At 63.7% G+C, this 25,727-nt stretch carries 22 protein-coding genes; 4 read left to right on the top strand and 18 right to left on the bottom strand.

The genetic code is table 11. The annotated features are described in order from the left end of the window. Nucleotides 1–64: 64 nt before the first annotated feature. The 11 genes from addA to ACR65N_RS19860 all read right to left on the bottom strand — a co-directional run bounded on the left by addA (nt 65) and on the right by ACR65N_RS19860 (nt 17,295). A complete protein-coding gene (gene addA, locus ACR65N_RS19910) occupies nt 65–3,619 on the bottom strand; it encodes a double-strand break repair helicase AddA (protein ID WP_440458421.1) in 3,555 nt (1,184 codons plus the stop codon). Further along, nucleotides 3,612–6,818, bottom strand: a complete 3,207-nt coding sequence (gene addB / locus ACR65N_RS19905; RefSeq protein WP_440458420.1) for a double-strand break repair protein AddB — start codon at nt 6,816–6,818, stop codon at nt 3,612–3,614. Before addB ends, addA begins: the two co-directional genes overlap by 8 nt. Before the next feature lie 4 nt (nt 6,819–6,822). Continuing rightward, entirely contained in the window at nt 6,823–7,566 is a 744-nt protein-coding gene (locus ACR65N_RS19900) for a nucleotidyltransferase family protein (protein WP_430307796.1), read from the bottom strand. Between the two features lie 13 nt (nt 7,567–7,579). Beyond that, entirely contained in the window at nt 7,580–9,097 is a 1,518-nt protein-coding gene (tsaE, locus tag ACR65N_RS19895; protein WP_440458419.1) for a tRNA (adenosine(37)-N6)-threonylcarbamoyltransferase complex ATPase subunit type 1 TsaE, read from the bottom strand. Further along, the gene (locus ACR65N_RS19890) at nt 9,094–11,679 is read right to left on the bottom strand and encodes a sensor histidine kinase (protein WP_440458418.1); all 2,586 of its coding nucleotides are present in this window, start codon (nt 11,677–11,679) and stop codon (nt 9,094–9,096) included. The genes tsaE and ACR65N_RS19890 overlap by 4 nt, the downstream gene beginning before the upstream one ends. Before the next feature lie 195 nt (nt 11,680–11,874). Beyond that, entirely contained in the window at nt 11,875–13,275 is a 1,401-nt protein-coding gene (ahcY, locus tag ACR65N_RS19885; protein ID WP_440458417.1) for an adenosylhomocysteinase, read from the bottom strand. Nucleotides 13,276–13,415: 140 nt separating this feature from the next. Continuing rightward, a complete protein-coding gene (locus ACR65N_RS19880; RefSeq protein WP_440458416.1) occupies nt 13,416–13,691 on the bottom strand; it encodes an HPr family phosphocarrier protein in 276 nt (91 codons plus the stop codon). Between the two features lie 8 nt (nt 13,692–13,699). Further along, a complete protein-coding gene (locus ACR65N_RS19875) occupies nt 13,700–14,101 on the bottom strand; it encodes a PTS sugar transporter subunit IIA (RefSeq protein ID WP_430307792.1) in 402 nt (133 codons plus the stop codon). Next, on the bottom strand, nt 14,098–14,694 hold the full coding sequence (locus tag ACR65N_RS19870; protein ID WP_440458415.1) for an HPr kinase/phosphorylase: 597 nt from the start codon (nt 14,692–14,694) through the stop codon (nt 14,098–14,100). Before ACR65N_RS19870 ends, ACR65N_RS19875 begins: the two co-directional genes overlap by 4 nt. Then, nucleotides 14,691–16,475 (bottom strand): sensor histidine kinase, encoded by a 1,785-nt coding sequence (locus tag ACR65N_RS19865; RefSeq protein WP_440458414.1) that lies wholly within the window; start codon nt 16,473–16,475, stop codon nt 14,691–14,693. Before ACR65N_RS19865 ends, ACR65N_RS19870 begins: the two co-directional genes overlap by 4 nt. Nucleotides 16,476–16,575: 100 nt before the next feature. Further along, a complete protein-coding gene (locus ACR65N_RS19860; protein ID WP_440458413.1) occupies nt 16,576–17,295 on the bottom strand; it encodes a response regulator transcription factor in 720 nt (239 codons plus the stop codon). A gap of 324 nt (nt 17,296–17,619) precedes the next feature. Between ACR65N_RS19860 and ACR65N_RS19855 the strand changes: the two genes are divergently transcribed. The 3 genes from ACR65N_RS19855 to ACR65N_RS19845 all read left to right on the top strand — a co-directional run bounded on the left by ACR65N_RS19855 (nt 17,620) and on the right by ACR65N_RS19845 (nt 20,383). Then, on the top strand, nt 17,620–19,230 hold the full coding sequence (locus ACR65N_RS19855; RefSeq protein WP_440458412.1) for a phosphoenolpyruvate carboxykinase: 1,611 nt from the start codon (nt 17,620–17,622) through the stop codon (nt 19,228–19,230). 93 nt (nt 19,231–19,323) lie between these two features. After that, complete coding sequence (gene arfB / locus ACR65N_RS19850) at nt 19,324–19,758, top strand: alternative ribosome rescue aminoacyl-tRNA hydrolase ArfB (protein ID WP_430307787.1); 435 nt, start codon at nt 19,324–19,326, stop codon at nt 19,756–19,758. A 13-nt stretch (nt 19,759–19,771) separates the two neighbouring features. Next, nucleotides 19,772–20,383: an alpha-ketoglutarate-dependent dioxygenase AlkB gene (locus ACR65N_RS19845; RefSeq protein ID WP_440458411.1), complete on the top strand. Its 612-nt coding sequence runs from the start codon at nt 19,772–19,774 to the stop codon at nt 20,381–20,383. Nucleotides 20,384–20,395: 12 nt separating this feature from the next. Here the strand turns inward: ACR65N_RS19845 and coaA are convergent, their stop codons facing one another. The 7 genes from coaA to hisB are packed head-to-tail and all read right to left on the bottom strand — an operon-like array spanning nt 20,396 to nt 24,991. Further along, nucleotides 20,396–21,391 carry a type I pantothenate kinase gene (gene coaA, locus ACR65N_RS19840; RefSeq protein WP_440458410.1) on the bottom strand — a complete coding sequence of 332 codons (996 nt, stop codon included), beginning with the start codon at nt 21,389–21,391 and terminating at the stop codon, nt 20,396–20,398. Next, nucleotides 21,388–21,711: a phosphoribosyl-ATP diphosphatase gene (locus ACR65N_RS19835; RefSeq protein ID WP_440458409.1), complete on the bottom strand. Its 324-nt coding sequence runs from the start codon at nt 21,709–21,711 to the stop codon at nt 21,388–21,390. The genes coaA and ACR65N_RS19835 overlap by 4 nt, the downstream gene beginning before the upstream one ends. Before the next feature lie 11 nt (nt 21,712–21,722). After that, on the bottom strand, nt 21,723–22,499 hold the full coding sequence (gene hisF, locus ACR65N_RS19830; RefSeq protein WP_440458408.1) for an imidazole glycerol phosphate synthase subunit HisF: 777 nt from the start codon (nt 22,497–22,499) through the stop codon (nt 21,723–21,725). Further along, nucleotides 22,496–23,239 carry a 1-(5-phosphoribosyl)-5-[(5-phosphoribosylamino)methylideneamino]imidazole-4-carboxamide isomerase gene (gene hisA, locus ACR65N_RS19825; RefSeq protein WP_440458407.1) on the bottom strand — a complete coding sequence of 248 codons (744 nt, stop codon included), beginning with the start codon at nt 23,237–23,239 and terminating at the stop codon, nt 22,496–22,498. The genes hisF and hisA overlap by 4 nt, the downstream gene beginning before the upstream one ends. Nucleotide 23,240: 1 nt before the next feature. Next, nucleotides 23,241–23,891, bottom strand: coding sequence for an imidazole glycerol phosphate synthase subunit HisH (gene hisH, locus ACR65N_RS19820; protein ID WP_440458406.1), 651 nt, complete (start codon nt 23,889–23,891; stop codon nt 23,241–23,243). Then, nucleotides 23,891–24,376 carry a DUF2628 domain-containing protein gene (locus ACR65N_RS19815; RefSeq protein WP_440458405.1) on the bottom strand — a complete coding sequence of 162 codons (486 nt, stop codon included), beginning with the start codon at nt 24,374–24,376 and terminating at the stop codon, nt 23,891–23,893. The genes hisH and ACR65N_RS19815 overlap by 1 nt, the downstream gene beginning before the upstream one ends. 18 nt (nt 24,377–24,394) lie before the next feature. Beyond that, nucleotides 24,395–24,991, bottom strand: a complete 597-nt coding sequence (gene hisB, locus ACR65N_RS19810; RefSeq protein ID WP_440458404.1) for an imidazoleglycerol-phosphate dehydratase HisB — start codon at nt 24,989–24,991, stop codon at nt 24,395–24,397. A 202-nt stretch (nt 24,992–25,193) separates the two neighbouring features. Between hisB and hslV the strand changes: the two genes are divergently transcribed. Beyond that, on the top strand, nt 25,194–25,718 hold the full coding sequence (hslV, locus tag ACR65N_RS19805) for an ATP-dependent protease subunit HslV (protein ID WP_440458403.1): 525 nt from the start codon (nt 25,194–25,196) through the stop codon (nt 25,716–25,718). Nucleotides 25,719–25,727 lie beyond the last annotated feature (9 nt).

Here is a 25,727-nt window from a genome sequence, read left to right as displayed (position 1 = left end):
CCTTCGATGATGGTGTTGGCATCAATGTGATGCGCTGCAGCGGCAAATTCAATGCCTGCCTATCTCACTTTGTCACGAGTTCTTCAAGCGAGGCGGAGAGTGCCGCATCGGGAATCTCCAAGACGGTCGCGGTCTCCGTATAGACGAGGATGCAGCCGACGGAGTGTCCTGGATAGAGCGGCTTGAGGATCTCCCGATAGATCGCCAACTGCGCGCGGTGGGCCAGCGGCACCTGGTCCACCGTCCTCGGCGCAAACCTGTTGGTCTTGTAGTCGACGATGAGAACGCGCTTGTCCGGCGTCACCGCCAGTCGGTCGATGCGGCCGGACACGGCATGCTGACGCCCGCCAAGCGAGATCGTCCCCATGATCGACACTTCCGCCTGCGCATGGCCAGAAAACAGCGCTTGGAGGTCCGGTCGGCGGAGCACCGCCATGATCGAGGCCGCCAGCGACCGGCGTTCCGCCTCCGGCCAGAAGGCGGCGGTGCGCGACAGGTATCGCTCCGCTGCCGGTTCCTGCTCCTCTGGTGCAAGGCCGGGAAGCACCTGCAGCATGCGGTGTGTCAGCCGGCCCTTTTGCAGGCCGCGGCCTGCCTTCGGCGTCTCGCCGAACAGAGGTGAGATGAATGCGGCATCTCCGTCTTCCTCTTCCACCATGGCGCCGGCGCCGGATGGGCTCAACGGCCGCGGCAGCGGTCGGGAAGGGGGCAGAGGCTGCGACAGTGCCTGCGGAAGCTGCACTGCGGCTTGGTCGCTGTCGCTTCTGTCGTCACCAACAGCGACCGGTCGTCCGGCACTGGCGGGAAGTCGCCACCGGTGACCGCTCCATTCGCCATCCGGCCCTTTGAAGCTCGCCAGTTCGCAACGGTCGGCATCGGCACACAGCGCGCGCGCGATCATCGCCTGCCAGCTTTCGTCATTCTCCAGCTTGCCGCGATAGCCGCAGACGATCAGCCGGTCGGCGGCCCGGGTCATCCCGACATAGAGGAGGCGTCTGTATTCTTCCTCTGCGGACGTCTTCAGCCTGTCCTCGTCGGTCGAAGTAAGTTCGTTGGAAAGCGTCTTTCCCGGCACCCAGGCCGGTACGTCCACCGCGCCGATCTTGAGGAAGCGGAACTTCGGCACATGCGAATGGATGAAGGCTCTCGATCCGCTGTCGACCAGAAACACCACCTGTGCCTCCAGGCCCTTGGAGGCGTGGACGGTCATGATCCGCACTTCGTCGCGGCCGCTGTCCTGCTCTCGCTTGATTTCCGGCGTTTCCAGCTCCAGCGCCGAGATGAAGCTCTGCAGCCCGGGCAGTGCCTTGCCCTCATGGTCGAGCGCCAGGCTGAGGAACTCGTCGAGGATATCGCCGGCCTCGCTTCCGAGTCGGGCGAGAAACCGCTTGCGTCCGCCCTCTGCCCCCAGCACGCGGGCAAAGAAGTCGTGGACGCTGTAGCGGTCGGCCATCTCCGCAAGCCGTACGATCAGGTTGCGGGGGCCGATCAGTTGTTCATCACCGTCATCGGCCAGCGCGCAAAGCCGGCTCCAAGCGCTCGTCGCATCCGGACGAAGGGCGGCGATCCGAAAGATGTCGTCCTCGGTAAGGTCGAAGAGCGGGCTCTTCAGAACCGCCGCCAGCGACAGATCGTCCTGCCGCTGCAACAGGAACTTGGCGAGCGCCATCAGGTCCTGCACGGCGATATGGCTGGTGAGCCTCAGGCGGTCGGCACCCGCAACGGGGATTTCGCCGCGCCGTTTCAGTGCCCGCGTCAGCGCGTTGACGAAGGCGTCGCGCTTGCGCACCAGGACCAGGATATCGCCGGGGCGGATCTTCCGCTCTATCCCCTTTTCGATGACGGTCTCGCGTCCGACCAGTTCGCCGATCCGGTGCGCGATACGGGCAGCGAGGATCGCGGACGGAGCACGATCCGGCGTCGCATCGAAGGGTGCCGTCCAGTCGTCTTCCATGTCCGCAACGTCCGGCACGACAGTATCCCATAGATCGACGGCGCCGGGATGTCCGATGCGGTTTGATCGGTGGATCACCGGCTCGCCGAGCGCGCTGAGGCCGCGGGCGTTGTCTTCCAGCGAGAACACCTGGTCGACGGCACTGAGGATGTCGGCGGTGGAGCGGAAAGACAGCGGCAATCGAACCGGATGGAAACGCTGGCCGCCGAGGCCGACGCGCTTTTGCGTGGCAGCCCGTTCTTCGGCGAACCGCTCCGGTCGGGCCCCCTGGAAGGAGTAGATCGACTGCTTCTCGTCGCCGACGGCGAAGATCGTCCGGCGCGTCTCTCGGGCGCTGCGTCCTGAAAAGAAGTCTTCCGCCAGCGACTGGATGACGCTCCACTGGACCGGACTGGTGTCCTGCGCCTCGTCCACCAGGATATGGTCGATCCCCTGGTCCAGCTTGTAGTGTACCCAGGCGCCGACACCGTCACGGGTCAGCAGATGCTCAGTCCGGGCGATCAGGTCTTCGAAGTCGAGCAGGCTGCGCTGTCGCTTCAGGGCCTCGTAGTCCTTCTCCAGGCGGGTGGCGAGGGTAAGCGCCGCCCTCGTCGCCGAGAACATCCGCATCACGCGAAGCTTTTCGCGGGTGGCGACCACATGCTCCCGGGCGGCAGCAACGGCGTCGCCGAGTTCAGGCGCTTCCGCAAGCATGGCCTTGGCCACCAGCGACGAATCCGCCTTCCGCTTGCCTGCCTGGGTCAGAAACACCTGGTCGAGAAGCTGGGTGCGCAGAAAGACGTCCTCCTGCGCGATCGCCTGTCTCAACGCATAGGCGGCATCACCCGCCTTGGCGCCGCCCTTGCGGTCCGCAAGATCGAGATAGGTCGACAGAAGCCGACCCACGAGTCCCTGCAACGGCCAGTAGGAGGCAGCGACGGACTGCGCGTCGTCTCCCGGCGCGATGCCGAGTGTCCGCCGCAGGACGTCATCCACCCCACTGCTCGCCTCGGCTTCCGCCATGAACCGACGGATGGCGGTGCGGTTGGCGACGATGTCGGAAAGCAGCGCCTCAAGCCCCGTCTCGTCGCCGAGCTCCAGAACTTCGGCGAAGGCATCGGCCAGATCCGCTTCGTCCAGTGCCGCCGTGGCGGAGAGCAGCGACCGGCGGGCCTCCCCCAGCAGAGCTTTGGCCGCCGCATCGTCGAGAACCGAAAAATGTCCGGCGACATTTGCCTCAAGCGGAAACTGGTGAAGCAGCGCCTCGCAAAAGGCGTGGATGGTCTGGATCTTCAGGCCGCCCGGCGTTTCCAGCGCTCGGGCGAACAGCCGCCGCGCATCGGCGAGCTTGAAGGAATCCGGCTCAAGACCTTCGATGCCGGCTATCCGGCTGGCGAGATCGCGGTCCGGCAGCACGGCCCATTCGGCCAGCCGCTGGAACACCCGGTTCGACATTTCCGATGCCGCGGCCTTGGTATAGGTGAGGCAGAGGATCGCCGATGGCCGGCAGCCGGACAGCAGAAGCCGGATAACCCGTTGGGTCAGGACGTGGGTCTTTCCGGAGCCGGCATTCGCCGACACCCAGGCGGAACTCTGCGGATCGGAGGCAAGCGCCTGCTGCTGCGCCGTCCAGTCCAGCCAGTGATGCGGATCATCGCCAAGCGTGTCGAGATCTGTCTCACTCATCGGGCTCGCCTTCCTCGGCATCGGCCCTAGCCCATTCCGCCACGCGCGCGAGGTGATCATACTCTCCGCCGAAATCGCTTTGCATCGCAGGGATGAGCCGCGAGGCAAAGCCGACCTGGCCGTTTCGCAGGCGGGTGAGGAAGGTCGTCAACTGCGTCAAAGCCTCCTCGCCAAGCTGCTGTGAGGATTTGGGCTGGCTTCTCGCCGTAGCCCGGCCGCCTTCGTTGTTGACCTTGTCGCACGTGAAACGCTCGCCGGGCCGAAGCCGCACGTAAAGCAGATCCTCCGGTCGTGTCGATCCCAGGTCGCGGAAGGCACCTGCCTGCAGCGCGGCAGCTTCAAGCGCCAGCTGCGGGTCGAGGAGCGCGCGTGCCTGCGAGACGGAGGGGTTGAGGCCGGTCTTGTAGTCGATGATGTCGGCGCCGCCCGAACCCTTGATGTCGATCCGGTCGGCAATGCCCGTCAGCCGGATGCCGGCTTCAGGGATGTCGAAACCAGCCGGCAGTTCGGTAAAGGTGCGGCGGACGTCCTGCGCGCGACCGGCCTCCCACCGCAGGAAGGCACGGCCGACTTCGACAAAGCGGGGACGCCAGACCTGTTCAATATGCAGCGGCAGGTCGGCGGTCTCGAACTCCTCGTCGATCAGCCGCAGCATCACGGCCCACGCTTCTTCGGTGCCGGCGACGGGAGAGATGCGCGTATAGCGCTCGACGATCCGGTGATAGAGCGTTCCGCGCTCCGCAGCACCTGGATCGCGGTTGAACGGATCCAGCGGATCGAGCCTCAGGATGCGCCGCGCATAGATGGAATAAGGGTCGCGCCGCAGCCGGCCCACCTCGCTGAACGAGTATTTCACCGGCTGCAGTTCGGCTGGCGCCGTCGGGGACGGCCGTCTTGCAAGCGCCTGCCTTTCGTCCTGGCCGGCCTCATCGATCTGGCGCGCCCATTGCCGGTATTGCGCACCCCGTGCCCGCAGATCCCCTGCCAGCGTCTCGCCGCCGAGAGCCAGCAGCCGCTGCAGCCAGCGCGATGCGACCGTCGGTGCACCGCCCTTGCGAAGCGATCGCGTATAGATCAGGTGACGGGTGCCGTTCGCCATCTCGAAGTCATGAGCCAGCTGGCCGATCCGCCGTTCAGGCGGTTCCAGGCCGATATCGGTCTTCATGCTGCGCGACAGGAAAGGGTTGTTCACCGACAGTCCGGGCCACGACCCCTCATTCAAACCGCCGAGGATCAGCGTGTCGACGTGCTGCAGCCGCGCCTCGAGCGTGCCGAAGATGAAGACCCGAGGATGGCTGAGCGCCCGCGGCTTCACAGCCTCGCTGGTCAGCAGGGCAGCGACGATATCGATCCACTGCGGTCCATCGGCCTCCATCTGCCCGTCGGTCTCGATAATCTCGCCGAGCAAGGCTGCGAGACGTTCGCCGGCTTCCCCCGTCCACAGAGGCCGCAGATCGCCGGCCGCATTGGCGGCGACCGCTTCGAGCACCCGTCCGGTGCGCTCGGCCCAGTCCGACAGCGGAAGCCTTGTCGACAGGCGCCGGCCATCGGCGCGCGTGATGCCGAGGGTGGAGGTCAGCGGTTCGGCCGCAGCGGCCATCCTGTCCGCCAGACCATGCGCGTTCCGGGCAGCGTCCTCGTCCAGCGACAGCCGCCACTGCGGCGGATGCCGATCGGCCTGCTGCTCGGCAAGCCGCGTCGCCAGCAATTCGGGCAGGGCGTCGATGTCCGGTTCGCCGGTGCCGCCACGCAGCGCCAGAAGCTCCAGCGCTTCGCCGGCCAGCCTGCGGGTCTCGGCCTCCGAGCCGAAGCAGGCGAGCGGGTGTTTCATCAGGGCGGTGATGGCGGTCGGATTGCCCGGCCGCAACATCGCCTCGAGGCAGAGCGTCAGCAGCGTCCCCTGCGGTGTCGCCGAAAGCGGCGTGCCGGCGGTATCATCCGCGACGATGCCGAAGCGTGCCAGTTCTGCCGTCACCCTGCGCGCGAGCGCGCGATCGGGCGTGATGAGCGCGGCCTGCGACTCGCCGTTTTCTCCCGGCCTCTCGAGGGCAAGGCGCAGCGCGATGGCGATCGCTGCTGCCTCTTCGCGCTCATTGCCGGTCTCCACAAGCGCAACATCGGCGAATGCGGCGCCAATGGTGTCGGCAGCGGTCGTCCCACGCCACTCGTTCCAGCGATCAGTCGCCTCGGCGGGAACCATAGCCTGCGACAGAAGCGCTGCCCGATCCCTCAGATCCTGCGGGACGGATCCCAAGACTTCGACCTCGTCCCGCCGCACCTGCAGCCGCTGAAGCAGGTGATACAGTCCGTATTGCGGATGGCTTCGGCTGGCGGGTTCGCCGATCAACTCGGACGCACCGCGACCAAGCATCGCCCACTGGTCGTCCGGCATGGACAGATCGAGGCCCGGCAGCACGACTGCGCCATTGGGCAGATCGGCAATGGCGGCGATCAGGTTGGCGGCTGCCGGTACCGAGCCCGTCGAACCGGCAACGATGACCGGCCCGTCATGGGAGCGTTCGGCAATGCGTATGGATTCGCCGTTCAGGACCGCTGCCTGGTGGCGGGCCGGGGAGGAGCGTCGCAACTCCTCCAGCCGGCTCGGCCAGAAAACGCTGGCGATCTTCAGGAACTCCGCCGTCAGCTGCCACCAGAGCGAATGGTCGGCCACGTCCAGCCGCTCCAGGTCCGACCAGTCGCGCTCCTCCGTTTCGATGGCGTCGATGAGTTCGGCAAGCGCGCGTGCCAGCCAGATGGCATCGGCAGGGCTGGCGGGTGCGACCAGCGGAGATGTCGAATGGACTGCGGTGATGGCGTCCGGCAGGGCGTTGCGCCAGGCCAGGATCAGCTGTCCCAGTTCCAGCAGGCGGGCCGTGCCGCCGATCGGCATGGCGAGGTCCATCTCCTCCGGTGCCACGAGATCGAAGAAGCCGCTGTCGTCATCCGTCTCGCCCAGAGGCCGGATGATCGGCAGGATCGCCGAGCGGCCGCCGAACAGGTCGAGGAACTCCGAGCGCAGCACGCGCGCCGCGCGCCGCGTCGGCACATAGATCGTCACTTTGGAGAGTGACAGGGGGTCCTGCGGATCATGCCTGAAAGACGGAAGAAGCGTGCCGTCACAGAGTGCTTCGGCAACCGTGCGCAGGAAGGCGGCCGCCGGGGGAATGGTCAGAACGCGTTTGGATCGCCTGCTGTCCATGCCGTTATGCCGGCCGGGGCGGCTGCAGCGGGCGGCTGGATAGAAACGCCTCCGCCTCGTGCAGCCCCTCGGGCGAGCCGACGGTAATCCAGTGACCGGAAAGGCCGATGCCGTAAAGGCGCTGCCGCTCGATCGCCTTGTCGAAATAGAGGTTGAGGTTGAAGGCATCGTCCGGAGCGTCGGCAAAGAACTCTGTCGTCGTGACGAAGGCGCCGGCATAGACGACGGATGGAGCATCGCCACCACGATGGCGGGTCAGGCGGCCTGCGGGAGAGATATCGAAGTCTTTCGTGCCGTTGTGGCCGATCGACTGCTCCAGCCCGACGCACAGCATCGCCATATCCATCGCGCCTTCGTCGAAGAAGTCGATGAGACGTCGCAGGTTGGAGGGCTGGCCCGCAGGCTCGCCGACCCAGAAGAGATCGGCATTCATTACCAGCACAGGTCCCGGGGGCAGCAGCTTCAGGCCTCTCGCCAGACCTCCACCGTTGTTCATCAGCCGGTCGCGTTCGTCGGAAATCAGGATTTCGAGATCGGTGCGCGCCGACAGGTAGGCATCCATCTGCTCGGCATGATGATGAACGTTGACGGCAACGGTCCGGATGCCGGCTTCCGCGATGAGATCCAGCACGTAGTCCATCATTGGCCGGCCGCCGACCGGCACCAGCGGCTTCGGCATCCGGTCGGTGATCGGTCGAAGACGCGTGCCGAGCCCCGCGGCCAGCACCATGGCGTTCTGGATGGTCATGCGCGATGCCTGCCTATGATTCGCTGAAGTCTATTCCAGCCTCTGCCATCCATTCGCGCAAGGGTGCAAGCGCCGGATGCGCAAGAGCGGTGGCAAGGTAGGTCATGGTACGCGGCATGTGCTTCAGATAGCCAGGTTTTCCATCGCGTTGCTTGAGGCGTACCCATAGCCCGGCAAGCTTGCAGTTGCGTTGTGCGGACATGATGGCGAACGCCGTCCGGAAGGCGTCTTCGTCGAAGCCCGTCTGCTGCGCGTGGCGAAGCGTGAGATAGCGGTTCAGCAGATCCTCGCCCAGGGCCGGCGGAATGGTCACCCGGGCGTCCTGCACCAGAGACGCGACGTCATAGGCGGTCGGCCCGATCATCGCATCCTGGAAATCGATCAGGCCGACCCGGGAGAGGTCCTGATCCGCCTGGCGCCAGATGAGATTGGGGGAATGGTAATCGCGCAGCAGCAGGTGGCGCTCGCTGGAACGCAGCCTGTCGATCAGGCCGTCCCAGATCTCCGAATACCGCTGCCGCTCAAGGTCGGTGGCTGACCTCCCGCCGCGTTTCCAGGGGAGGTACCAGTCGAGGATCAGTCGTGTCTCGATCTTCATCGCCACCGGATCGAAATCGGGGACGGTGTGGAGATGCTCGGCGGTTACCGGAATTTCCCGGACCACCGGCGCACCGTGCAGATGCGCCAGGCATTCGACTGCCGCCTGATAGCGCTCCGCGATCGGCTGTCCCCGCTCATCGAGCACGCCGGCTTCGCCCAGGTGCTCAAGCACCAGAAGCCCGTTCTCGTAATCGGCAGCCAGCACGCCGGGCGCGCGAAGTCCGCAATCTTGCAGATACCGCGCGATGGCGACGAACGGCAGCACCTCTTCGGCCAGATGCGCCACCTTGGGGTAGGGCTTGCCGTCCAGCACCGGCGGTCCCTCCGGATGGCGGGGCCAGTCCATCAGCACGAACTGCGTGCCGTCGGAACGCATCAGGGTCTCATAGGCACGCAGAGATGCGTCGCCTGTGAGGTAGCGGCGGCGGTCGGCTCCATGGCCGTTCTCGGTCAGGAACCGACGAATGGTGAGGCTCCGGCCGATCCGCTCAAGAGCCGCTTCGGGTCCGGCAATCTCTGCACGTCGTCCCTCTCCGTCATGCACGAGCTGAAGCCGGATCCGGTTGCCGGGCAGTGCCGCGTCCGCCAGCTCCGGCCATTCGACAAGACAGATTCCGTCGGCCAGAGCCTCGTCGAAGCCGAGTTCCTCCAGTTCGGAAGGGTCACCCAAGCGGTAGAGATCGAAATGCGCGACCGGAATGCGCAGCTCGTAGGACTGGACGAGGGTGAAGGTAGGGCTCGGGACCTCAAGGTCGCGATCGTCCGCCATTGCCCGCAGGAATGCCCGCGCAAGCGTCGATTTACCGGCACCCAGGTCGCCCGAAAGCGCCAGGCAGTCGCCCGGCTTCAGCGCCAGAGCGAGGTCCTCGCCGAGCTGAATCGTCGCCGCCTCGTCGGCAAGCGTCAGGACGATTGGGTCGGGCACCATCATTCGGCGGCGACGGACCGGGCGGTGACTGCGCTCGGAATGCGACAGACGACGGTCGTACCCTCGCCCGGTCGGCTGTCGATCTTAACGTCGCCCTTGTGCAGGTGAACGAAGCTTTCGACGATGGACAGGCCGAGGCCGGCGCCGCTGCGTTTGCCGCCCTTGCCGCTGGAGAAGCGGTCGAACACCGTCTTCAGCACGTCTTCGGCGATACCCGGCCCCTGGTCGGTCACCGAGAAGAAGAAGTTCACGCCGTTGCGCCAGCTGCTGAGGGTGACCGTGGAGCCTTCCGGTGCAAAATTGGCGGCATTGGTGATCAGCTTGATGAGGATCTGCTTCAGGCGCTGTTGATCCGCGACGATGGTCCCCATGCCCCGTGCAGCGACGATTTCCAACATCACCGCATTTTCCTGCAGCCGGTCGGCGATCTGCATGGCGACGTCGTCGAGCAGGTCGTCGATGTCCATTTCGGCGTAGTTGAGTTCCATGATGCCGGCATCGACGGTCGCCAGATCCAGGATGTCGTTGACGATCGTCAAAAGAACGGAGGACGAGGTCGAGATGTGGTCGACATATTCGGTTTGACGCTCATTGAGCGGCCCGATGCCCGGTGTCTTCAGAAGGTCGGTGAAGCCGATGATGTTGGTCAGCGGTGAGCGCAGCTCATAGGAGACGTGCTGGACGAAATCGTTCTTCAGCTCGTCGGCCTTGCGCAGCGCCTCGTTCTTTTCCTTCAAGGCGCGTTCTGCACGCGCGCTGTCGGTCATGTTGACGAATGTCAGCATGGTCTGCGCGTTGGGAAGCGGAATGACGGCGTAATCCAGCACGATGCCGGAAAACAGCTCGAACGTGCCCTGCAGCGACGGCCGCTCGTCATCGAAATTGGTCAGCATCTGGCCGAACAGCCGCCAGCCGTCTGCCTTGTCGTATTCCATCATGCAGGCGGCTTCGATCGCCTTGATGTGCATGCCGGGCTTGGTCTGGTCTTCGGTCAGGCCCCAAAGTGCCCGGAAGGCAGGGTTGGAGAGCCGGATCCGCCCGTCGGGACCGAACACGGCAACGCCTTCCGCCAGATGGTCGATGGTTTCGCCCTGGACCTTGACCAGTGTGTTGTAGCGGGTCTCGAGGTCGACCTGCTCGGTCAGGTTCTCGAACACCCAGGTGACGCCACCCTGCGGGTGAGCGGTCGCGATGACCTGCAGCGTCTGGGCGTTCGGCAGATGCCAGCGGTTGGTCTGCGTATCGAGCGACCGGTAGACCGACAGCACCGACTCCTTCCAGTTGCGCCAGTTCAGCTGCTCGGGCAGCTTGTTCTGGCTGCGCAGCCTGTCGAGAAGTTCGTTGTGGTCGGGCCGACTTTCCAGGAATCCGAGGTCGAGATCCCAGAGCCGCACGAAAGCCTGGTTGTAGAACTGCAGCCGCTGCTCGCGGTCGAAAATCGCCACGGGCGTCGCCAAATGGTCGAGCGTCTCGGCATGGCTCTTCAGCGTCCGGTCGAGCTCGGCGCGAATGGTTTCGGCTTCCGAAACGTCTATCGCCATGCCGGCGGAACCGGTCTTGCCGATGACGTCGACCACCTCGAAGACGGATCGATTGCCGCGCACGACGGTGGATACGCGATCATGGAACGGCGCGTTGATGGTCGCAGTCGCACGGATCTTTTCCCGCGCGATGGTGCCGAGGAATTCACGAGCCTCGTTGACGGCGTGTGCCGCATTGCTCGCCTCGACAGCCTCCCCGTAGGCATGGTTGACCCAGGCGAGCTTTCCGTCGAGATCGCGCTGCCAGACCGGCTGCTCCAGCGCGTCGAGAAGCGACTGGAACATCCCGATCGAGGTGACCAGCCGTTCCCGCTCAATCTTCAGCTCCGCCAGTTCGGCGCGCAGGTTGTTGAGGGCGATGAAGCGGATGAATGCCTTGCCGCCCGACACCCGTCCCTGAACCTCGAGGATTTCGTCGCGATTGGTTTCGACGACCATGTCGAAGCTGCGGGCCTGACCGCGCAGGCCTTCGATAGCGTGTTCCAGTTCGGTCGCCGAATGCGGCCGCATCCAGCGGCCGAAGGCGAGGAAATCCCGGTCTTCGGAAGGCGCTCCGGTTTCCGGCGGCAGCTGGCCAAGAAATTCAGGCCGCGAAGGCCCGGCTTCCCAGATGACGATCCTGCGGTTCTTGTCGGCAATCAGCGCCTCATACTTGGAGATCCGCTGCTGCGCGTCAGACAGCGCGCCACGCATCTCCTGGCTCTCGGCTTCCAGATTGCCGCGCTGCCGGACGAGCCACACCGTCGACAGCAGTGCAGCTGCGATTGCGCCAACCGTGACCGATGAAAAGATAACCTCGAACGAACTGAACATCCGCGCCGCAGGAAGCGTCCGCTCCTGCGCTTGCGCCAGCGCGATGCCGGCAACGCCGGACAGGGCCGTGCCAGCCAGCGCGGCTCGCGCACTGTAGAACAGCCGGCCCAGGCCTAAGATCCGCTTCTTTGCCACGCGCCCCGCCGTCCGTTGTGAAATTGATGACGGTGCCTCGTCGCAACCGTCGCCCCTGCAGCGCCCCGACAGGGGAGCCGTGTGTTTTACCGCCATTCCGGTCTGTCCCCGTCCATGTGCCGCATCGCCGACAAGACATTCCAGTTCGCCAAGGCCGCCGCCGACCTCATGCGAATCAAGTCTTGAAACAATAACTGCTTCGCAAATCGCGGCAAAGGCCGGCGCGCAAAAAAGAAGCCGCGGACTTGTCAAGTCCGCGGCTTCTATATCTTGTGGATTAGTCGGCTCAGATTAGTACCGGTAGTGTTCCGACTTGAACGGACCCTGCTGGGACACGCCGATATAGGCGGCCTGCTCGGTCGACAGCTCGGTCAGCTTGACGCCGAGCTTGGCCAGATGCAGGCGGGCGACCTTCTCGTCGAGGTGCTTCGGCAGGATGTAGACGCCCGGCTTGTAGTCGTTGGGCTTGGTGAACAGCTCGATCTGGCCGAGCACCTGGTTAGTGAACGACGCCGACATCACGAAGGACGGATGACCGGTGGCGTTACCGAGGTTCAGCAGGCGACCTTCCGAAAGCAGGATCATGCGGTTGCCCTTGGGGAACTCGATCATGTCGACCTGCGGCTTGACGTTGGTCCACTTGAGGTTCTTGAGGGCAGCGACCTGGATCTCGTTGTCGAAGTGGCCGATGTTGCCGACGATCGCCATGTCCTTCATCTCGCGCATGTGCTCGATGCGGATGACGTCCTTGTTGCCGGTCGTCGTGATGAAGATGTCGGCGCTCGATACCACGTCTTCGAGCTGGACCACTTCGAAGCCGTCCATGGCGGCCTGCAGCGCGCAAATCGGATCGACTTCCGTAACCTTGACGCGTGCGCCAGCACCCTGCAGTGAAGCGGCGGAACCCTTGCCGACGTCGCCATAGCCGCAGACGACGGCGACCTTGCCGGCCATCATCACGTCAGTGCCGCGGCGGATGCCGTCGACCAGCGATTCCTTGCAGCCGTACTTGTTGTCGAACTTCGACTTGGTGACCGAGTCGTTGACGTTGATCGCCGGGAAGGGCAGGAGGCCCTTCTTGGCCAGTTCGTAGAGGCGATGAACGCCGGTGGTGGTTTCTTCGGTGACGCCCTTGAGGGCATCGCGCTGCTTGGTGAACCAGCCGGGAGAAGCCTGCAGGCGCTTCTTGATCTGCGCGATGAGGATTTCTTCCTCTTCCGAGGTCGGGTTGGAAAGGACGTCCTCACCGGCTTCGGCGCGGGCGCCGAGCAGGATGTACATGGTGGCGTCGCCGCCATCGTCGAGGATCATGTTGGACAGGCCGCCGTCAGTCCACTGGAAGATCTTGTCGGTATATTCCCAGTATTCCGTCAGCGATTCGCCCTTCACGGCGAATACCGGAATGCCGGCAGCGGCAATCGCGGCAGCGGCGTGATCCTGGGTCGAGAAGATGTTGCAGGAGGCCCAGCGTACGTCGGCGCCGAGTTCCTTCAGCGTTTCGATCAGCACGCCCGTCTGGATCGTCATGTGCAGCGAGCCGGAAATGCGGGCGCCCTTCAGCGGCTTGCTGTCGCCGAATTCCTCGCGGCAGGACATCAGCCCCGGCATTTCGGTTTCAGCGATATTCAGCTCCTTGCGACCGAAATCGGCAAGCGCGATATCCGCGACGATGTAGTCTTTGTCGATGCTCATGGTTGTTCTCCAATCCGCAGGTCAAGCGCCTTCGGCGCACAGCTTTTGACAGCCGTCACGACAGGCGACAGCGCTGCCAGCCGTTTAGCAGGCTTACCGGCAACTGGCAATAAGGATATAAAGAAGTCTTTATATGATCGTTACATCTCTTCGCCGAAGCGATCGGCGACAAGCTGCGCGAGAGCCTCGAGAGCCGCTTCAGCCTGAGTGCCGGAGGCACTGACCTCGATCGTGCAGCCGGGACTTGCGGCAAGCATCATGAGGCCCATGATCGACGTGCCGCCGACGGTCATGCCGTCCTTGGAGACATTGATGTCGGCGTCGAACGTGTCGACCATCTGTACGAATTTGGCCGATGCTCGGGCGTGCAGGCCGCGCTTGTTGACGATGAGAAGTTCGCGGGAAAGGGCTGCCATGGAAGGTTTCATTTGCCGCTCAGGACACGGCTGGCGACGTTGATGTATTTGCGGCCGGCCTCGGCGGCTTCGACCAGTGCTTTCTGCATGTCGTTCTCGGCCCTGATGCCGGCAAGCTTGATCAGCATCGGCAGATTGACGCCGGCGATCACCTCGATCTTGCCGCTGTTCATCACGGAGATGGAGAGGTTGGAGGGGGTGCCGCCGAACATGTCGGTCAGGATCACCACGCCGTGCCCGTCATCTGCCCGTTCCACGGCATTGACGATATCCTGGCGCCTCTGATCCATGTCGTCTTCCGGACCGATGCAGACGGTTTCGATATTCTTCTGAGGCCCCACCACATGCTCCAGCGCATGGCGGAACTCGTCAGCCAGCTTGCCATGAGTGACAAGCACAAGTCCGATCATAGTGAAATCACCCCCCAGTACATCGATACGCTCGGCCCCATTTCGCACTGCAACAGGCCTGATGGCGGTGGGAAGCCATCTTGTCCATGTAGACCTGAAGTGCAAGTTAAAAATGGTCGCGAGGATGTCATGAAAATGGCCGCTCCTGATGAAATTCCGGTCGCAGCGCCGTGATCATTGCCAGTGGTTCGCGCGCCCGGCCATGCAGCCGGATCAGGGGGCAGAGACACCCCGTCGACGACGCTGAAGCGTTCGTCTTCCGGCGGCAGACGCTCTGCATCACCGTCGCCGATCACTTCTATGGCAAGGTCGAGACGAGCCTTGTCTATGCTGGCGACTGTCGCGATGCCGCTCCCGCGAATCTCGATCAGTTCCCGAATGGAAGCGGGACATTCGGCAATGACCATCGAACCGTGCCGGCGGACGAAGACCTGGTCGTCGGCAACGAGTGCGGCGAAGGCGCCGCGTGCGCGTGCCGCCGCAAGGCAGGCAAAGGCAAGGGAAGATTTGCCGCTTCCGGAGGCTCCGGTAAACAGCAGGCCGCGGGTTCCGGCAACGATCACTGTGGCGTGGAGGTTGGCGCCCGGCGTCATGCCGTTTCCCCGGTCGGCAGCGACAGCGTGAACCGTGCGCCGCTGACGTCGCCCTTAGCATCCGTCAGATTTTCGGCCTTCAGCGATCCGCCATGTGCCTCGGCGATCTGTCGGCTGATCGACAGACCGAGCCCGGAATTCTGGCCGAAGCTCTCGCCGTCAGGCCTGTCGGTGTAGAAGCGTTCGAAAATCCGGTCGATGTCTTCGGCGCGGATGCCCGGTCCGTTGTCGTCGACCTGGATGACGCAGTTGCCGCGGCTCTTGTAGAGACGGATGGCGATGCGCCCGCCCTTTTCCGGCACGAAGGAGCGGGCGTTCTCGATGAGGTTGGTGATAATCTGGCCGAGCCGCAGGTCATGACCGTGGACGAGGTAGTTCGACTTGGTCCCGGCCTTGTGCTCGACGCTGAGATCGATCTCCACCGGCTTGCGGCCGGTCCGGATCTGCCGCGAGATGTCGATGAGGTTGCCGACGAGGATCTCCATGTTGACCGGTGCAGCATCGGAGCGGGCGAGTTCCGCATCGAGACGCGAGGCATCGGAAATATCGGTGATCAGGCGGTCGAGGCGTCGCACGTCGTGAAGAATGATGTTGGTCAGCCGCTGCTTGGAATCCTCGCTCTTGGCGACAGGAAGTGTTTCCACGGCGCTGCGGAGCGAGGTCAGCGGGTTCTTCAGCTCGTGGCTGACATCGGCGGCAAAGCTTTCGATCGCGTCGATCCGGTCGTAAAGCGCGTTGGTCATGTCGCGCAACGCGATCGACAGGTTGCCGATCTCGTCCTGCCTGGCGGAGAAGTCGGGGATCTCCTCGCGCTGCTTCACGCCGCGTCGAACGCGGATGGCCGCTGCCGACAGGCGACGCAGCGGATTGGCGATCGTGGAAGAGAGCAGCAGCGACAAGAGAATGTTGACGAGCGTCGCGACACCGAACACGCGCATGATCGCGAGCCGCTCCGCATGCACGATATTGTCGATGTCGCCGGCCTGGGTCGACAGCAACAGAACGCCGAGCACGGCACGGAAACGCTGCACCGGCACAGCGACCGAGACAATCAGTTCGCCCTTGTCGGTGACGCGGACCACGGCGCCGCGCACGCCGGTCAGCGCGTTCATCACCTCCGGATAGATAGAACCGTCGCCGCCGGGCGCTTCCTTGTAGGCCGGCAGGTTGCCGGGCTGCAGCATCCGGTTGATGAGGCTGGCGAACCAGTCATTCCAGGTACCGGATTCGCCTTCAACCGGCGGCAGGTCGTAGCGCAGCACCTGTCCGCGCGAATAGAGGTGGCGCGAATCAAGCAGCAGGTTGGCATCGGCATCGAACAGTCGGGCGCGGGTGCGGGTCGGCGAAATCAGCCGGCGCAGGACCGGCGCCACCCGTTCCGAATCGATCGGGAAATCGAGATCCTCGTCGTTCGGCACCGGCGTGATGCTTTGCCCGGCCTGCAGTTCCAGCAGCTTTTCCGGATCGATGGTGATCGAGTTCGTGTCGACCGATGCCGAGGCGGAGATCGCCCCGGCAATGATCTCGCCCTGCGTCAGCAGGCTTTCCACCCGCGCGTCGATCAGTCCTTCGCGGAACTGGTTGAGGTAGAGAATGCCCGCGACCAGCACCACCGTCGCTGCGATGTTGAAGAACAGGATGCGGCGGGTAAGGCTGGAGAAGACCGCGTTGCCGAAGATGCGGCGGATCAGCGTGAACGGATGCGACCATAGCCGGCGGCTGACGCGGCGAGGTTCTTCCTGCGCGCCAACCCTGTGTGACTGGATCGTCTGATCGGACAAGCCTCTCCCTTTCACCCGCAACGCCGGCCGTCACTGCGGTCAGAGCACGACGCGCCAATCCGGCGCGCGCAGGGTTGCGGCGAGCATTTGAGCTATAGCGTCACGCCGCTTCGCGGAAACGGTAGCCTACGCCGTAGAGCGTTTCGATCATATCGAAATCGCCGTCAACCATTTTGAACTTCTTACGCAGCCGCTTGATGTGGCTGTCGATGGTCCGGTCATCGACATAGACCTGCTCGTCATAGGCGGCGTCCATCAATGCATCGCGGCTCTTAACGACGCCGGGGCGCTGGGCCAGCGAGTGGAGGATAAGGAACTCGGTCACGGTCAGCGTTACCGGCTCGCCCTTCCAGGTGCAGGTGTGGCGTTCCTGGTCCATCGCCAACTGCCCGCGTTCGAGCGTCCGCGCCTGCTGGTCGGCGGACGGCTTGACACCGGGCCCCGGAAGGACGTCGTTCTTGTTCGACCGCCGCAGGATCGCCTTGACCCGCTCCACCAGCAGTCGCTGGGAAAACGGCTTGGTGATGAAATCGTCGGCGCCCATCTTCAGCCCGAACAATTCGTCGATCTCCTCGTCCTTCGACGTCAGGAAGATCACCGGGATGTCCGACTTCTGCCGGAGCCGTCTCAGCAACTCCATTCCATCCATGCGCGGCATCTTGATATCGAAGATCGCCATTTGCGGCGGTCGGGCCAAGAGACCATCCAGGGCAGAAGCACCATCCGTATAGGTTTCGACCCGATAGCCTTCCGCTTCCAGTGCGATAGACACCGAAGTGAGGATATTGCGATCGTCGTCAACCAACGCGATTGTCTGCATTCTATCTGTCTCCGCCATTCTGCACGCAGCTCCTGGATTGTGGCCCAGCCGGGCGGCTGCCCGGGTTTGCGTGTCTTGAGGATAAAGGTGGAACAAATTGTGGCAAAGATAAAGGGGGCGCCGTTCAACCCCGTTCACTTGCGCGAGCAGCGCCGCGTGTCGGGCACAAATCTACGCCTCTCAAACCGATTTAAACCCTGCGAAAATTGTTTAAATCGATTAAATATCTGATTTTATTGAGGTAATCCGGATTACCGCTTGTTCTTTCCGTGCGCAGTCGATAGCCTAAAGTCACCAACAACGTCGGCTGAAGGATAGCGCGATATGGAGCAGTACGGAAATTACAATCCGTCCAACGGCTTGGCAGCCATCGGCCTGGTTGATGCAGCACGGGCCGATTACAACCTGGGTGAGAGCGAACTCTATGAGTCGGCGTTGCGCAACGGGGAAGCGGAGCTGACCATCGATGGCGCGTTGCGCGCGGTCACCGGCCAGCATACCGGGCGCTCGCCGAAGGACAAGTTCGTCGTGCGCGACGAGGTGACGGACCCCAAGGTCTGGTGGGACAACAACAAGCCGATGTCTCCGGAGCACTTCCAGCTTCTGCGTCAGGACATGCTGGCGCATGCCGCCGGCAAGCAGCTTTATGTTCAGGATCTGATCGGCGGGGCCGATCGTGATTACGCGCTGCCGACCCGCGTCGTTACCGAACTTGCCTGGCATGCCCTGTTCATCCGCAACCTGCTGATCCGCCCGGACCGTTCGACGCTTGGCGAATTCCAGCAGAAGCTGACGATCATCAACCTGCCGAGCTTCCGCGCCGATCCGGCCCGGCACGGCTGCCGTTCCGAAACCGTCATCGCCTGCGATCTTGCCAATGGCCTGGTGCTGATCGGCGGCACATCCTATGCCGGCGAGAACAAGAAGTCGGTGTTCACCGTCCTCAACTACCTGCTGCCTGAAAAGGGCGTCATGCCCATGCACTGCTCGGCCAATGTCGGCTCGGAAGGCGATGCGGCGGTGTTCTTCGGCCTTTCCGGCACCGGCAAGACGACCCTGTCGGCCGACCCGAACCGTACGCTGATCGGCGATGACGAGCATGGCTGGGGCGAAAACGGCATCTTCAATTTCGAAGGCGGCTGCTATGCCAAGGCCATTCGCCTGTCGGCTGAGGCCGAGCCGGAAATCTATGCCGCCACCCGCCGGTTCGGCACGGTTCTCGAGAATGTCGTTCTCGACGGAAACCGCGTGCCGGACTTTGATGACGCGTCGCTGACGGAAAATACCCGCAGCGCCTATCCGCTGCACTTCATCCCGAACGCCTCGGCGACGGGCCTTGCGCCGCATCCGAAGACGATCATCATGCTGACGGCCGACGCTTTCGGCGTCATGCCGCCGATCGCCCGGCTGACGCCCGAGCAGGCCATGTACCACTTCCTGTCCGGCTACACCGCCAAGGTGGCAGGCACGGAAAAGGGTGTGACGGAGCCGGAAGCGACGTTTTCGACCTGCTTCGGTGCGCCCTTCATGCCGCGTCACCCGACGGAATACGGCAACCTGCTGCGCGACCTCATCGCCCGCCACGGCGTCGATTGCTGGCTGGTCAATACCGGCTGGACGGGCGGCGCCTACGGCACCGGTCGACGCATGCCGATCAAGGCGACCCGCGCGCTTCTGACGGCCGCTCTGACCGGCGAACTCAATAAGGCTGAATTCCGCACCGACGCGAACTTCGGCTTCGCCGTTCCGGTGGCGGTGCCGGAGGTCGATACCTCGATCCTCGATCCGCGCTCCACCTGGAGCGATGCCGCAGCCTATGGCGCGCAGGCCGCCAAGCTGGTCGGCATGTTCATCAGCAACTTCACCAAGTTCGAAAGCCATGTCGACAGCAAGGTGCTGGACGCGGCACCGGGCCTGCTGGCTGCTGCCGAATAAGGATTCACGTGGAGCACCGACAGCCGCCGGTCCTCTGGGCCGGCGGTTTTCTTTTGTGCCTGTTTGTGGAATAGAAGGCGCCGGAGACAGACAATGGCCAGCGATCCTCTCGTCATCAACAGTCGAATAACCATTGCGGGCTGGGAACTGACCGAGCAATTCGTGCTGGCGGGTGGGCCCGGTGGGCAGAACGTCAACAAGGTCTCCACCGCCGTCCAGTTGTTCTTCGATTTGATGAATTCGCCCTCGGTGCCGGATCGCGTCAAGCAGAACGCGGCCGGGCTTGCTGGTCGGCGCCTCACCAAGGACGGCGTGCTGATCATCGAGGCGAACCGCTTTCGCAGCCAGGACCGCAATCGTGAAGATGCCCGCGACCGGCTGAAGGAACTGTTGCTGGAGGCGGCAAAGCCGCCACCACCGCCGCGCAAGAAGACGAAGCCGACCAAGGGCTCGATCGAGCGCCGGCTGAAGGAAAAGTCGGGCCGGTCGGAAGTCAAGAAGATGCGCGGCCGCCCCGCCGGCGACTGATCGAAGGCAGACGATGGCGACACTCCTCGGCGGCATTCGCCATATCCCGGACCAGCTGGACCGCCCGGCCCAGGAACAGCTTGTCGAGCAGATCCGTGCCGTTGTCGCGGAGGCGCCACTTTATGTGCCGGAGCTGCCGGGAACGGGCAAGCCGATGTCGGTGCGGATGACCAATTGCGGCTCGCTTGGCTGGGTAACCGACAGGCAGCATGGCTACCGCTATCAGCCTTACCACCCTGTAACCGGCAAGCCGTGGCCGGCGATACCGCCCGAACTCGTCGAACTCTGGGAGCGGTTCGCCGCCTATCCCAAGCCGCCGGAAGCCTGTCTCGTCAACTTCTACGCAGACGAGGCACGCATGAGCCTGCATCAGGACCGCGACGAACTGGACCTTGAGGCACCGGTGCTCTCCATCTCTCTCGGCAACACCTGCCTGTTCCGCGTCGGCGGCCTGAAGCGCAACGATCCGACCGGATCCTTCAGGCTGTCGAGCGGCGACATCGTCGTCATCGGCGGGGAGGGACGTCTGGCGTTTCACGGCGTCGATCGGATCTATCCGGCCACATCGACGCTGCTGAAGAATGGTGGCCGCATCAATCTGACGCTAAGGCGGGTCAATCCCTGACCGTGATGGGTGTCAGAGTTTGCGCAGCGCCACCGTCTCGATGAAATGGTTGCTGCCCTTGCGCAGGATGAGGTCGGCGCGCGGCCGCGTCGGCAGGATATTCTGGCGCAGGTTCTTGAGGTTGATGTTCTGCCAGAGCCCCTCGGCGATCGCCAAGGCCGCCGGCTCGTCGATCGAAGCGTAGCGGTTGAAGAACGAGCTCGGATCGCGAAATGCGGTCTGCCTGAGGCGCATGAAGCGCTCTACGTACCAGTTGTGGATCTGTGCCTCGTCGGCATCGATGTAGATCGAGAAGTCGAAGAAGTCGGAGACCATCGGCACGATCGTGCCGTCGATCGGCAGCGTCCGCGACTGCAGCACGTTGATGCCTTCAAAGATCAGAATATCCGGCCGGTCGATGATCGAGAACTCGTCTGGCAACACGTCGTAGGTCAGGTGTGAGTAGCGCGGTGCCTTGACGTTCGGTTTGCCGGCCTTGATCGCCGACAGGAAGCGCAGCAGCGACCCGATGTCGTAGCTTTCCGGAAAGCCCTTGCGCTCCATGAGATTTTCCCGCCGCAGATGGGCGTTGGGAAACAGGAAGCCGTCGGTGGTCACCAGATCGACCTTCGGGCTTGAAGGCCAGCGAGCCAGCAATTCCTTCAGGATACGCGCGGTGGTCGACTTTCCCACCGCAACCGAGCCGGCAATGCCGATGACAAACGGCGTCTTCACCTCGCCCGACAGGCTGAGGAACCTGTTGCGCTGCTGGAACAGCAGCTGCGACGCCTCGACATGCGCCGACAGCAGTCGCGAGAGGGAAAGGTAGATCCGCCGTACCTCATCGAGATCGATCGGATCGTCGAGTGAACGCAGCCGCGAAACCTCGTCGGCCGTGAGCGTCATCGGTGTGTCGGCGCGAAACTTCGACCACTCCTCGGAGGTGAAGAGGAAGAATGGCGAATAATTGCTGACCGGGGAGGGCGCGGGAGGAATGTCGGGTTCGACGCTCTGGCTGGCGATTGTCATGAGCTTTGTCGGCCTGCCTTTTCCGCAAGCCCCGATTGGGCCGTCCGGCGTTGAAGTTCGTCCAGCACATTCTGCAGCGGAACGCCGGCGATCTTCAATACGACCAACAGGTGATAGAGGAGATCGGCGCTTTCTGCCGTCAGTTCGTCGCGATCGGCGCGGATGGCGGCAATCACCGTTTCAACGGCCTCTTCGCCCAGTTTCTTTGCCGCCTTCTCCTGGCCGCCATGAACGAGCTTTGCGGTCCATGATTCCGAAGGCGCGGCTAGCGCACGGTCGGCAACGATCGTCTCGAGGTCCGTCAGGGTGAATGCGCTCATCGATCGGTCCTTCAGTCGAGCCGCATGGCAATGCCGTGCTCGGCCATATAGCGCTTGGCTTGGCCAATCGAATAGGTGCCGAAGTGGAAAATGGAGGCAGCCAGAACCGCCGTCGCGTGGCCTTCGCTGACGCCGGCCACCAGGTCGTCGAGCGTTCCAACGCCGCCCGAGGCGATGACCGGCACACGGACCGCGTCGGCAATCGTTCGCGTCAGCGAGAGATCGTAGCCGCTCTTCGTGCCGTCGCGATCCATGGAGGTGACGAGCAATTCGCCCGCGCCGCGCTCGACCATGCGCACGGCGAAATCCACCGCATCGATGCCGGTCGGCTGGCGACCGCCATGGGTGAAGATCTCCCAGCGCGGCGTCTTGTTCTCACCCGAGACGCGCTTGGCGTCGATCGAGACGACGATGCACTGGTTGCCGAACTTGTCGGCCGCCTCGGCCACGAAATCCGGGTTCTTCACGGCGGCGGAATTGATCGACACCTTGTCGGCGCCGGCCAGCAGAAGCCTGCGGATGTCGGCGGTTGCCCGCACGCCGCCGCCGACGGTGAGTGGCATGAAGCAATGTTCGGCCGTCTGCGCCACCACCTCGAAGATCGTGTCGCGATTGTCCGACGAGGCGGTGATGTCGAGGAAGCACAGCTCATCGGCACCGGCCGCATCATAGGCCTTGGCGGCCTCCACCGGATCGCCGGCATCGATCAGGTCGACGAAGTTGACGCCCTTGACGACGCGGCCGTCCTTCACGTCGAGGCAGGGGATGACGCGGGCCTTAAGGGTCATGCGTTCGCTCCCTTGGCGGATCGGATCAACGCCAAAGCCTCGGCCGGATCGATCCGGCCGTCATAGAGCGCGCGGCCGGAGATCGCCCCTTCCAGGCGCGCGGCATCCGGTTCAAGCATTCGCCGGATGTCGTCCATGGAGGCAAGTCCCCCCGAGGCGATGACCGGAATGGAAACGCTGTCGGCGAGCTCCAGGGTCGAGGCCCAGTTGATGCCGGCCAAGATGCCGTCGCGGTCGATGTCTGTGTAGATGATGGCGGCAACGCCTGCGCCTTCGAATTTCCTTGCCAGTTCGATGATGCCGAGTTCGGAGGCTTCAGCCCAGCCCTCGACTGCCACCTTGCCACCCTTGGCGTCGATGCCGACGGCGATCTGCCCAGGAAACTTCCTGCAGGCTTCCATGACGAGAGCCGGATCGCGCACGGCAACGGTGCCGAGGATGACGCGCGCAAGGCCCCGAGACAGCCATGCATCGATATGCTCGAGCGTCCGGATACCGCCGCCGAGCTGCACCGGGTTCCTGGTCGCCTTGAGGATTGCGTCGATGGCAAAGCCGTTGCGGCTTTCGCCGGCGAAGGCGCCGTCGAGATCCACCACATGCAGCCACTCGAAGCCCTGGTCCTCGAAGGCCTTGGCCTGCGCCGCGGGATCGGGATTGTAGACCGTAGCCTGGTCCATATCGCCGAGCTTCAGACGAACGCACTGACCGTCTTTGAGGTCGATCGCGGGAAAGAGGATCATGTCAGGGCTTCCAGCGCAGGAAGTTGGAGATGAGGGCGAGGCCGAGCGTCTGGCTCTTTTCCGGGTGGAACTGCGCGCCGGCGGTATTGCCACGCGCCACGAAAGCCGTCATCGGCCCGCCGTAATCCGTCGTCGCCAGCACGTCGTCGGCCTGTTCGGCGGCGAGGTGATAGGAATGCACGAAATAGGCGTGCAGCCCGTCCGGTCCCGTGGGGATGCCGTCGAACAGCGGGTGGGCGCGGTTCAGCGTCAGCGTATTCCAGCCGATCTGCGGGATCTTCAGGGTCGGATCGGACGGCGTCATCTCCTTCACGTCGCCGGGGATCCAGCCAAAGCCTTTAGTGATCTCCTTCTCCAGCCCGCGCGATGCCATCAACTGCATGCCGACGCAGATGCCGAAGAACGGACGCCCCTTGTTCTCGACGACGTCCAGCAGCGCATCCTCCATGCCGGCGACCGCGGCAAGCCCGCGGCGGCAGTCGGCGTAGGCACCGACACCTGGCAGCACGACGCGATCGGCGGCAGCCACCACGTCGGGGCTGTCCGTCAGGTCGATCTGCGCATCCAGCCCCGCCTCGCGCGCGGCCCGCTCGAAGGCTTTTGTGGCCGAGCGAAGATTGCCTGATCCGTAGTCGATGATTGCAACGCGCATCAGCGCCCTCCAGCGATGTCGAACAACCCGAGCGCCGGGCCGCCGCGAGCAGGCGCGCCCGCGGGTGCGGAAAATTTCGACCAATCCGTCGTCGGCACGGTCGCGGGAGCAACGTCGCCGGCGGCACTCGAGAAATAGAAGGCTTCGGCCGTCGACAGATCCGGTGCGCTGACGACGTCTGACAGCATCCAGCCGTGGCGGATCAGCGTCGAGATGTAGATGTGACGACCCTCAAGGCCGATCAAGAGGCCGATCGCCAGTTGCGCCAGGGTGCCGGCCCAGAACAGGCCCGACAGATTGGTCAGCCAGCCGGCGCCGACCTGGGCAATGAGGGTAGCGACGCCGATCAACCAGCAGCGATGGAAGAGCAGCCACAGACCCGGGAAGACGAACGCCAGCCATGCGAAACGATCGGCGACGAAACGGGTCGTCCGGTGATCGCGATCCGGTCCGCCCGGCGGCGTCAGAATGAGATAGCTGATCAAAAGGTCTCCTGACTGGCGTCAGACCAATGTGCCTTTGGTGGAAGGGACACGTCCCGCCTGGCGCGGATCGATCTCCGTCGCCGTGCGCAGGACCCGCGCTACGGCCTTGAAGCAGGTCTCGGCGATGTGATGGTTGTTGGCGCCGTAATGGTTCTGCACATGCAGCGTAATGCCGGCGTTCTGGGCCAGCGCCTGGAAGAATTCCCGCACCAGTTCGGTGTCGAAGGTGCCGACCTTGGGCGCGCTGAACACGACGTTCCAGACCAGGAAAGGCCGCCCGGAAAGGTCGACGGCAGCCTTGGTCATGGTTTCGTCCATGGCAAGATCGAGTGACGCGTAGCGGGTGATGCCGCGCCGGTCGCCCAGCGCCTTGGCGATCGCCTGGCCGATGGCAATCCCGGTATCCTCGACCGAATGATGATCGTCGATGTGCAGGTCGCCCTGGCAGTCGATCTCCATGTCGATCAGCGAATGCCGGGACAGTTGCTCGAGCATGTGGTCGAAGAAGCCGATGCCGGTCGAGATCTTCGAGGTTCCGGTCCCGTCGAGATCGACGGTGACGGAGATCGACGTCTCGTTCGTCTTGCGCGAGATGGAGGCGCGGCGTTCGGTCATCTTACCCACCGGGTTTACGGGTTCTTCCTGTCAATCAGCGCTGCTTATCAGCCACGTTACGATGGTGCAAACGATTCCGGCCGCGGCGAGGTTCGGTTTTCGTGGCCGTTTGCAATCGGGAAAGCACCACTTACATGAGGCGCAACAGCCGGAATGAGCCGGCGTCTAGAGGGCCCGTCCCGCGGGCCACAGGATGTGAAGCATGACGACAATCATTACCGTACGGAAAGGCGGCAAGGTCATCATGGCCGGAGACGGCCAGGTAAGCCTGGGTCAGACCGTGATGAAGGGCAATGCGCGCAAGGTGCGCCGCATCGGCAAGGGCGAGGTGATCGCGGGCTTCGCTGGTGCGACGGCAGATGCCTTCACGCTGCTCGACCGCCTTGAAAAGAAACTCGAACAGTATCCGGGCCAGCTGATGCGCGCTGCCGTCGAGCTCGCCAAGGACTGGCGGACCGACAAGTACCTGCGCAATCTGGAGGCCATGATGCTGGTCGCCGACAAGAGCATTACCCTTGCGGTCACCGGCAACGGCGATGTTCTTGAGCCCGAGCATGGCACGATCGCCATCGGCTCCGGCGGAAACTATGCCTATGCGGCCGCCCGTGCCTTGATGGATACCGACAAGTCGGCCGAAGACATCGCCCGCCAGGCACTCGATATCGCCGCTGAGATCTGCGTCTACACGAACCACAATCTCGTCGTCGAGACGCTGGATTCAGAGTAACCTTACGAA

The organism is Rhizobium sp. SAFR-030 (assembly GCF_059415005.1).
Note: the sequence above shows the minus strand (reverse complement) of the source record. Positions and strands in the feature narration are given on the sequence as shown.

What these genes read in the sequence shown, in the direction of transcription:
- ACR65N_RS19845 (WP_440458411.1), top strand. Translation starts at nt 19,772, where the DNA reads ATGGCGACACTCCTCGGCGGCATTCGCCATATCCCGGACCAGCTGGAC.
- ACR65N_RS19875 (WP_430307792.1), bottom strand. Translation starts at nt 14,101, where the DNA reads ATGATCGGACTTGTGCTTGTCACTCATGGCAAGCTGGCTGACGAGTTC.
- ACR65N_RS19855 (WP_440458412.1), top strand. Translation starts at nt 17,620, where the DNA reads ATGGAGCAGTACGGAAATTACAATCCGTCCAACGGCTTGGCAGCCATC.
- hisB (WP_440458404.1), bottom strand. Translation starts at nt 24,991, where the DNA reads ATGACCGAACGCCGCGCCTCCATCTCGCGCAAGACGAACGAGACGTCG.
- arfB (WP_430307787.1), top strand. Translation starts at nt 19,324, where the DNA reads ATGGCCAGCGATCCTCTCGTCATCAACAGTCGAATAACCATTGCGGGC.
- ACR65N_RS19860 (WP_440458413.1), bottom strand. Translation starts at nt 17,295, where the DNA reads ATGCAGACAATCGCGTTGGTTGACGACGATCGCAATATCCTCACTTCG.
- ACR65N_RS19880 (WP_440458416.1), bottom strand. Translation starts at nt 13,691, where the DNA reads ATGGCAGCCCTTTCCCGCGAACTTCTCATCGTCAACAAGCGCGGCCTG.
- coaA (WP_440458410.1), bottom strand. Translation starts at nt 21,391, where the DNA reads ATGACAATCGCCAGCCAGAGCGTCGAACCCGACATTCCTCCCGCGCCC.
- ahcY (WP_440458417.1), bottom strand. Translation starts at nt 13,275, where the DNA reads ATGAGCATCGACAAAGACTACATCGTCGCGGATATCGCGCTTGCCGAT.
- ACR65N_RS19835 (WP_440458409.1), bottom strand. Translation starts at nt 21,711, where the DNA reads ATGAGCGCATTCACCCTGACGGACCTCGAGACGATCGTTGCCGACCGT.
- addA (WP_440458421.1), bottom strand. Translation starts at nt 3,619, where the DNA reads ATGAGTGAGACAGATCTCGACACGCTTGGCGATGATCCGCATCACTGG.
- hisA (WP_440458407.1), bottom strand. Translation starts at nt 23,239, where the DNA reads ATGATCCTCTTTCCCGCGATCGACCTCAAAGACGGTCAGTGCGTTCGT.
- ACR65N_RS19870 (WP_440458415.1), bottom strand. Translation starts at nt 14,694, where the DNA reads ATGACGCCGGGCGCCAACCTCCACGCCACAGTGATCGTTGCCGGAACC.
- ACR65N_RS19890 (WP_440458418.1), bottom strand. Translation starts at nt 11,679, where the DNA reads ATGGCGGTAAAACACACGGCTCCCCTGTCGGGGCGCTGCAGGGGCGAC.
- hisH (WP_440458406.1), bottom strand. Translation starts at nt 23,891, where the DNA reads ATGCGCGTTGCAATCATCGACTACGGATCAGGCAATCTTCGCTCGGCC.
- hisF (WP_440458408.1), bottom strand. Translation starts at nt 22,499, where the DNA reads ATGACCCTTAAGGCCCGCGTCATCCCCTGCCTCGACGTGAAGGACGGC.
- addB (WP_440458420.1), bottom strand. Translation starts at nt 6,818, where the DNA reads ATGGACAGCAGGCGATCCAAACGCGTTCTGACCATTCCCCCGGCGGCC.
- ACR65N_RS19900 (WP_430307796.1), bottom strand. Translation starts at nt 7,566, where the DNA reads ATGACCATCCAGAACGCCATGGTGCTGGCCGCGGGGCTCGGCACGCGT.
- tsaE (WP_440458419.1), bottom strand. Translation starts at nt 9,097, where the DNA reads ATGATGGTGCCCGACCCAATCGTCCTGACGCTTGCCGACGAGGCGGCG.
- hslV (WP_440458403.1), top strand. Translation starts at nt 25,194, where the DNA reads ATGACGACAATCATTACCGTACGGAAAGGCGGCAAGGTCATCATGGCC.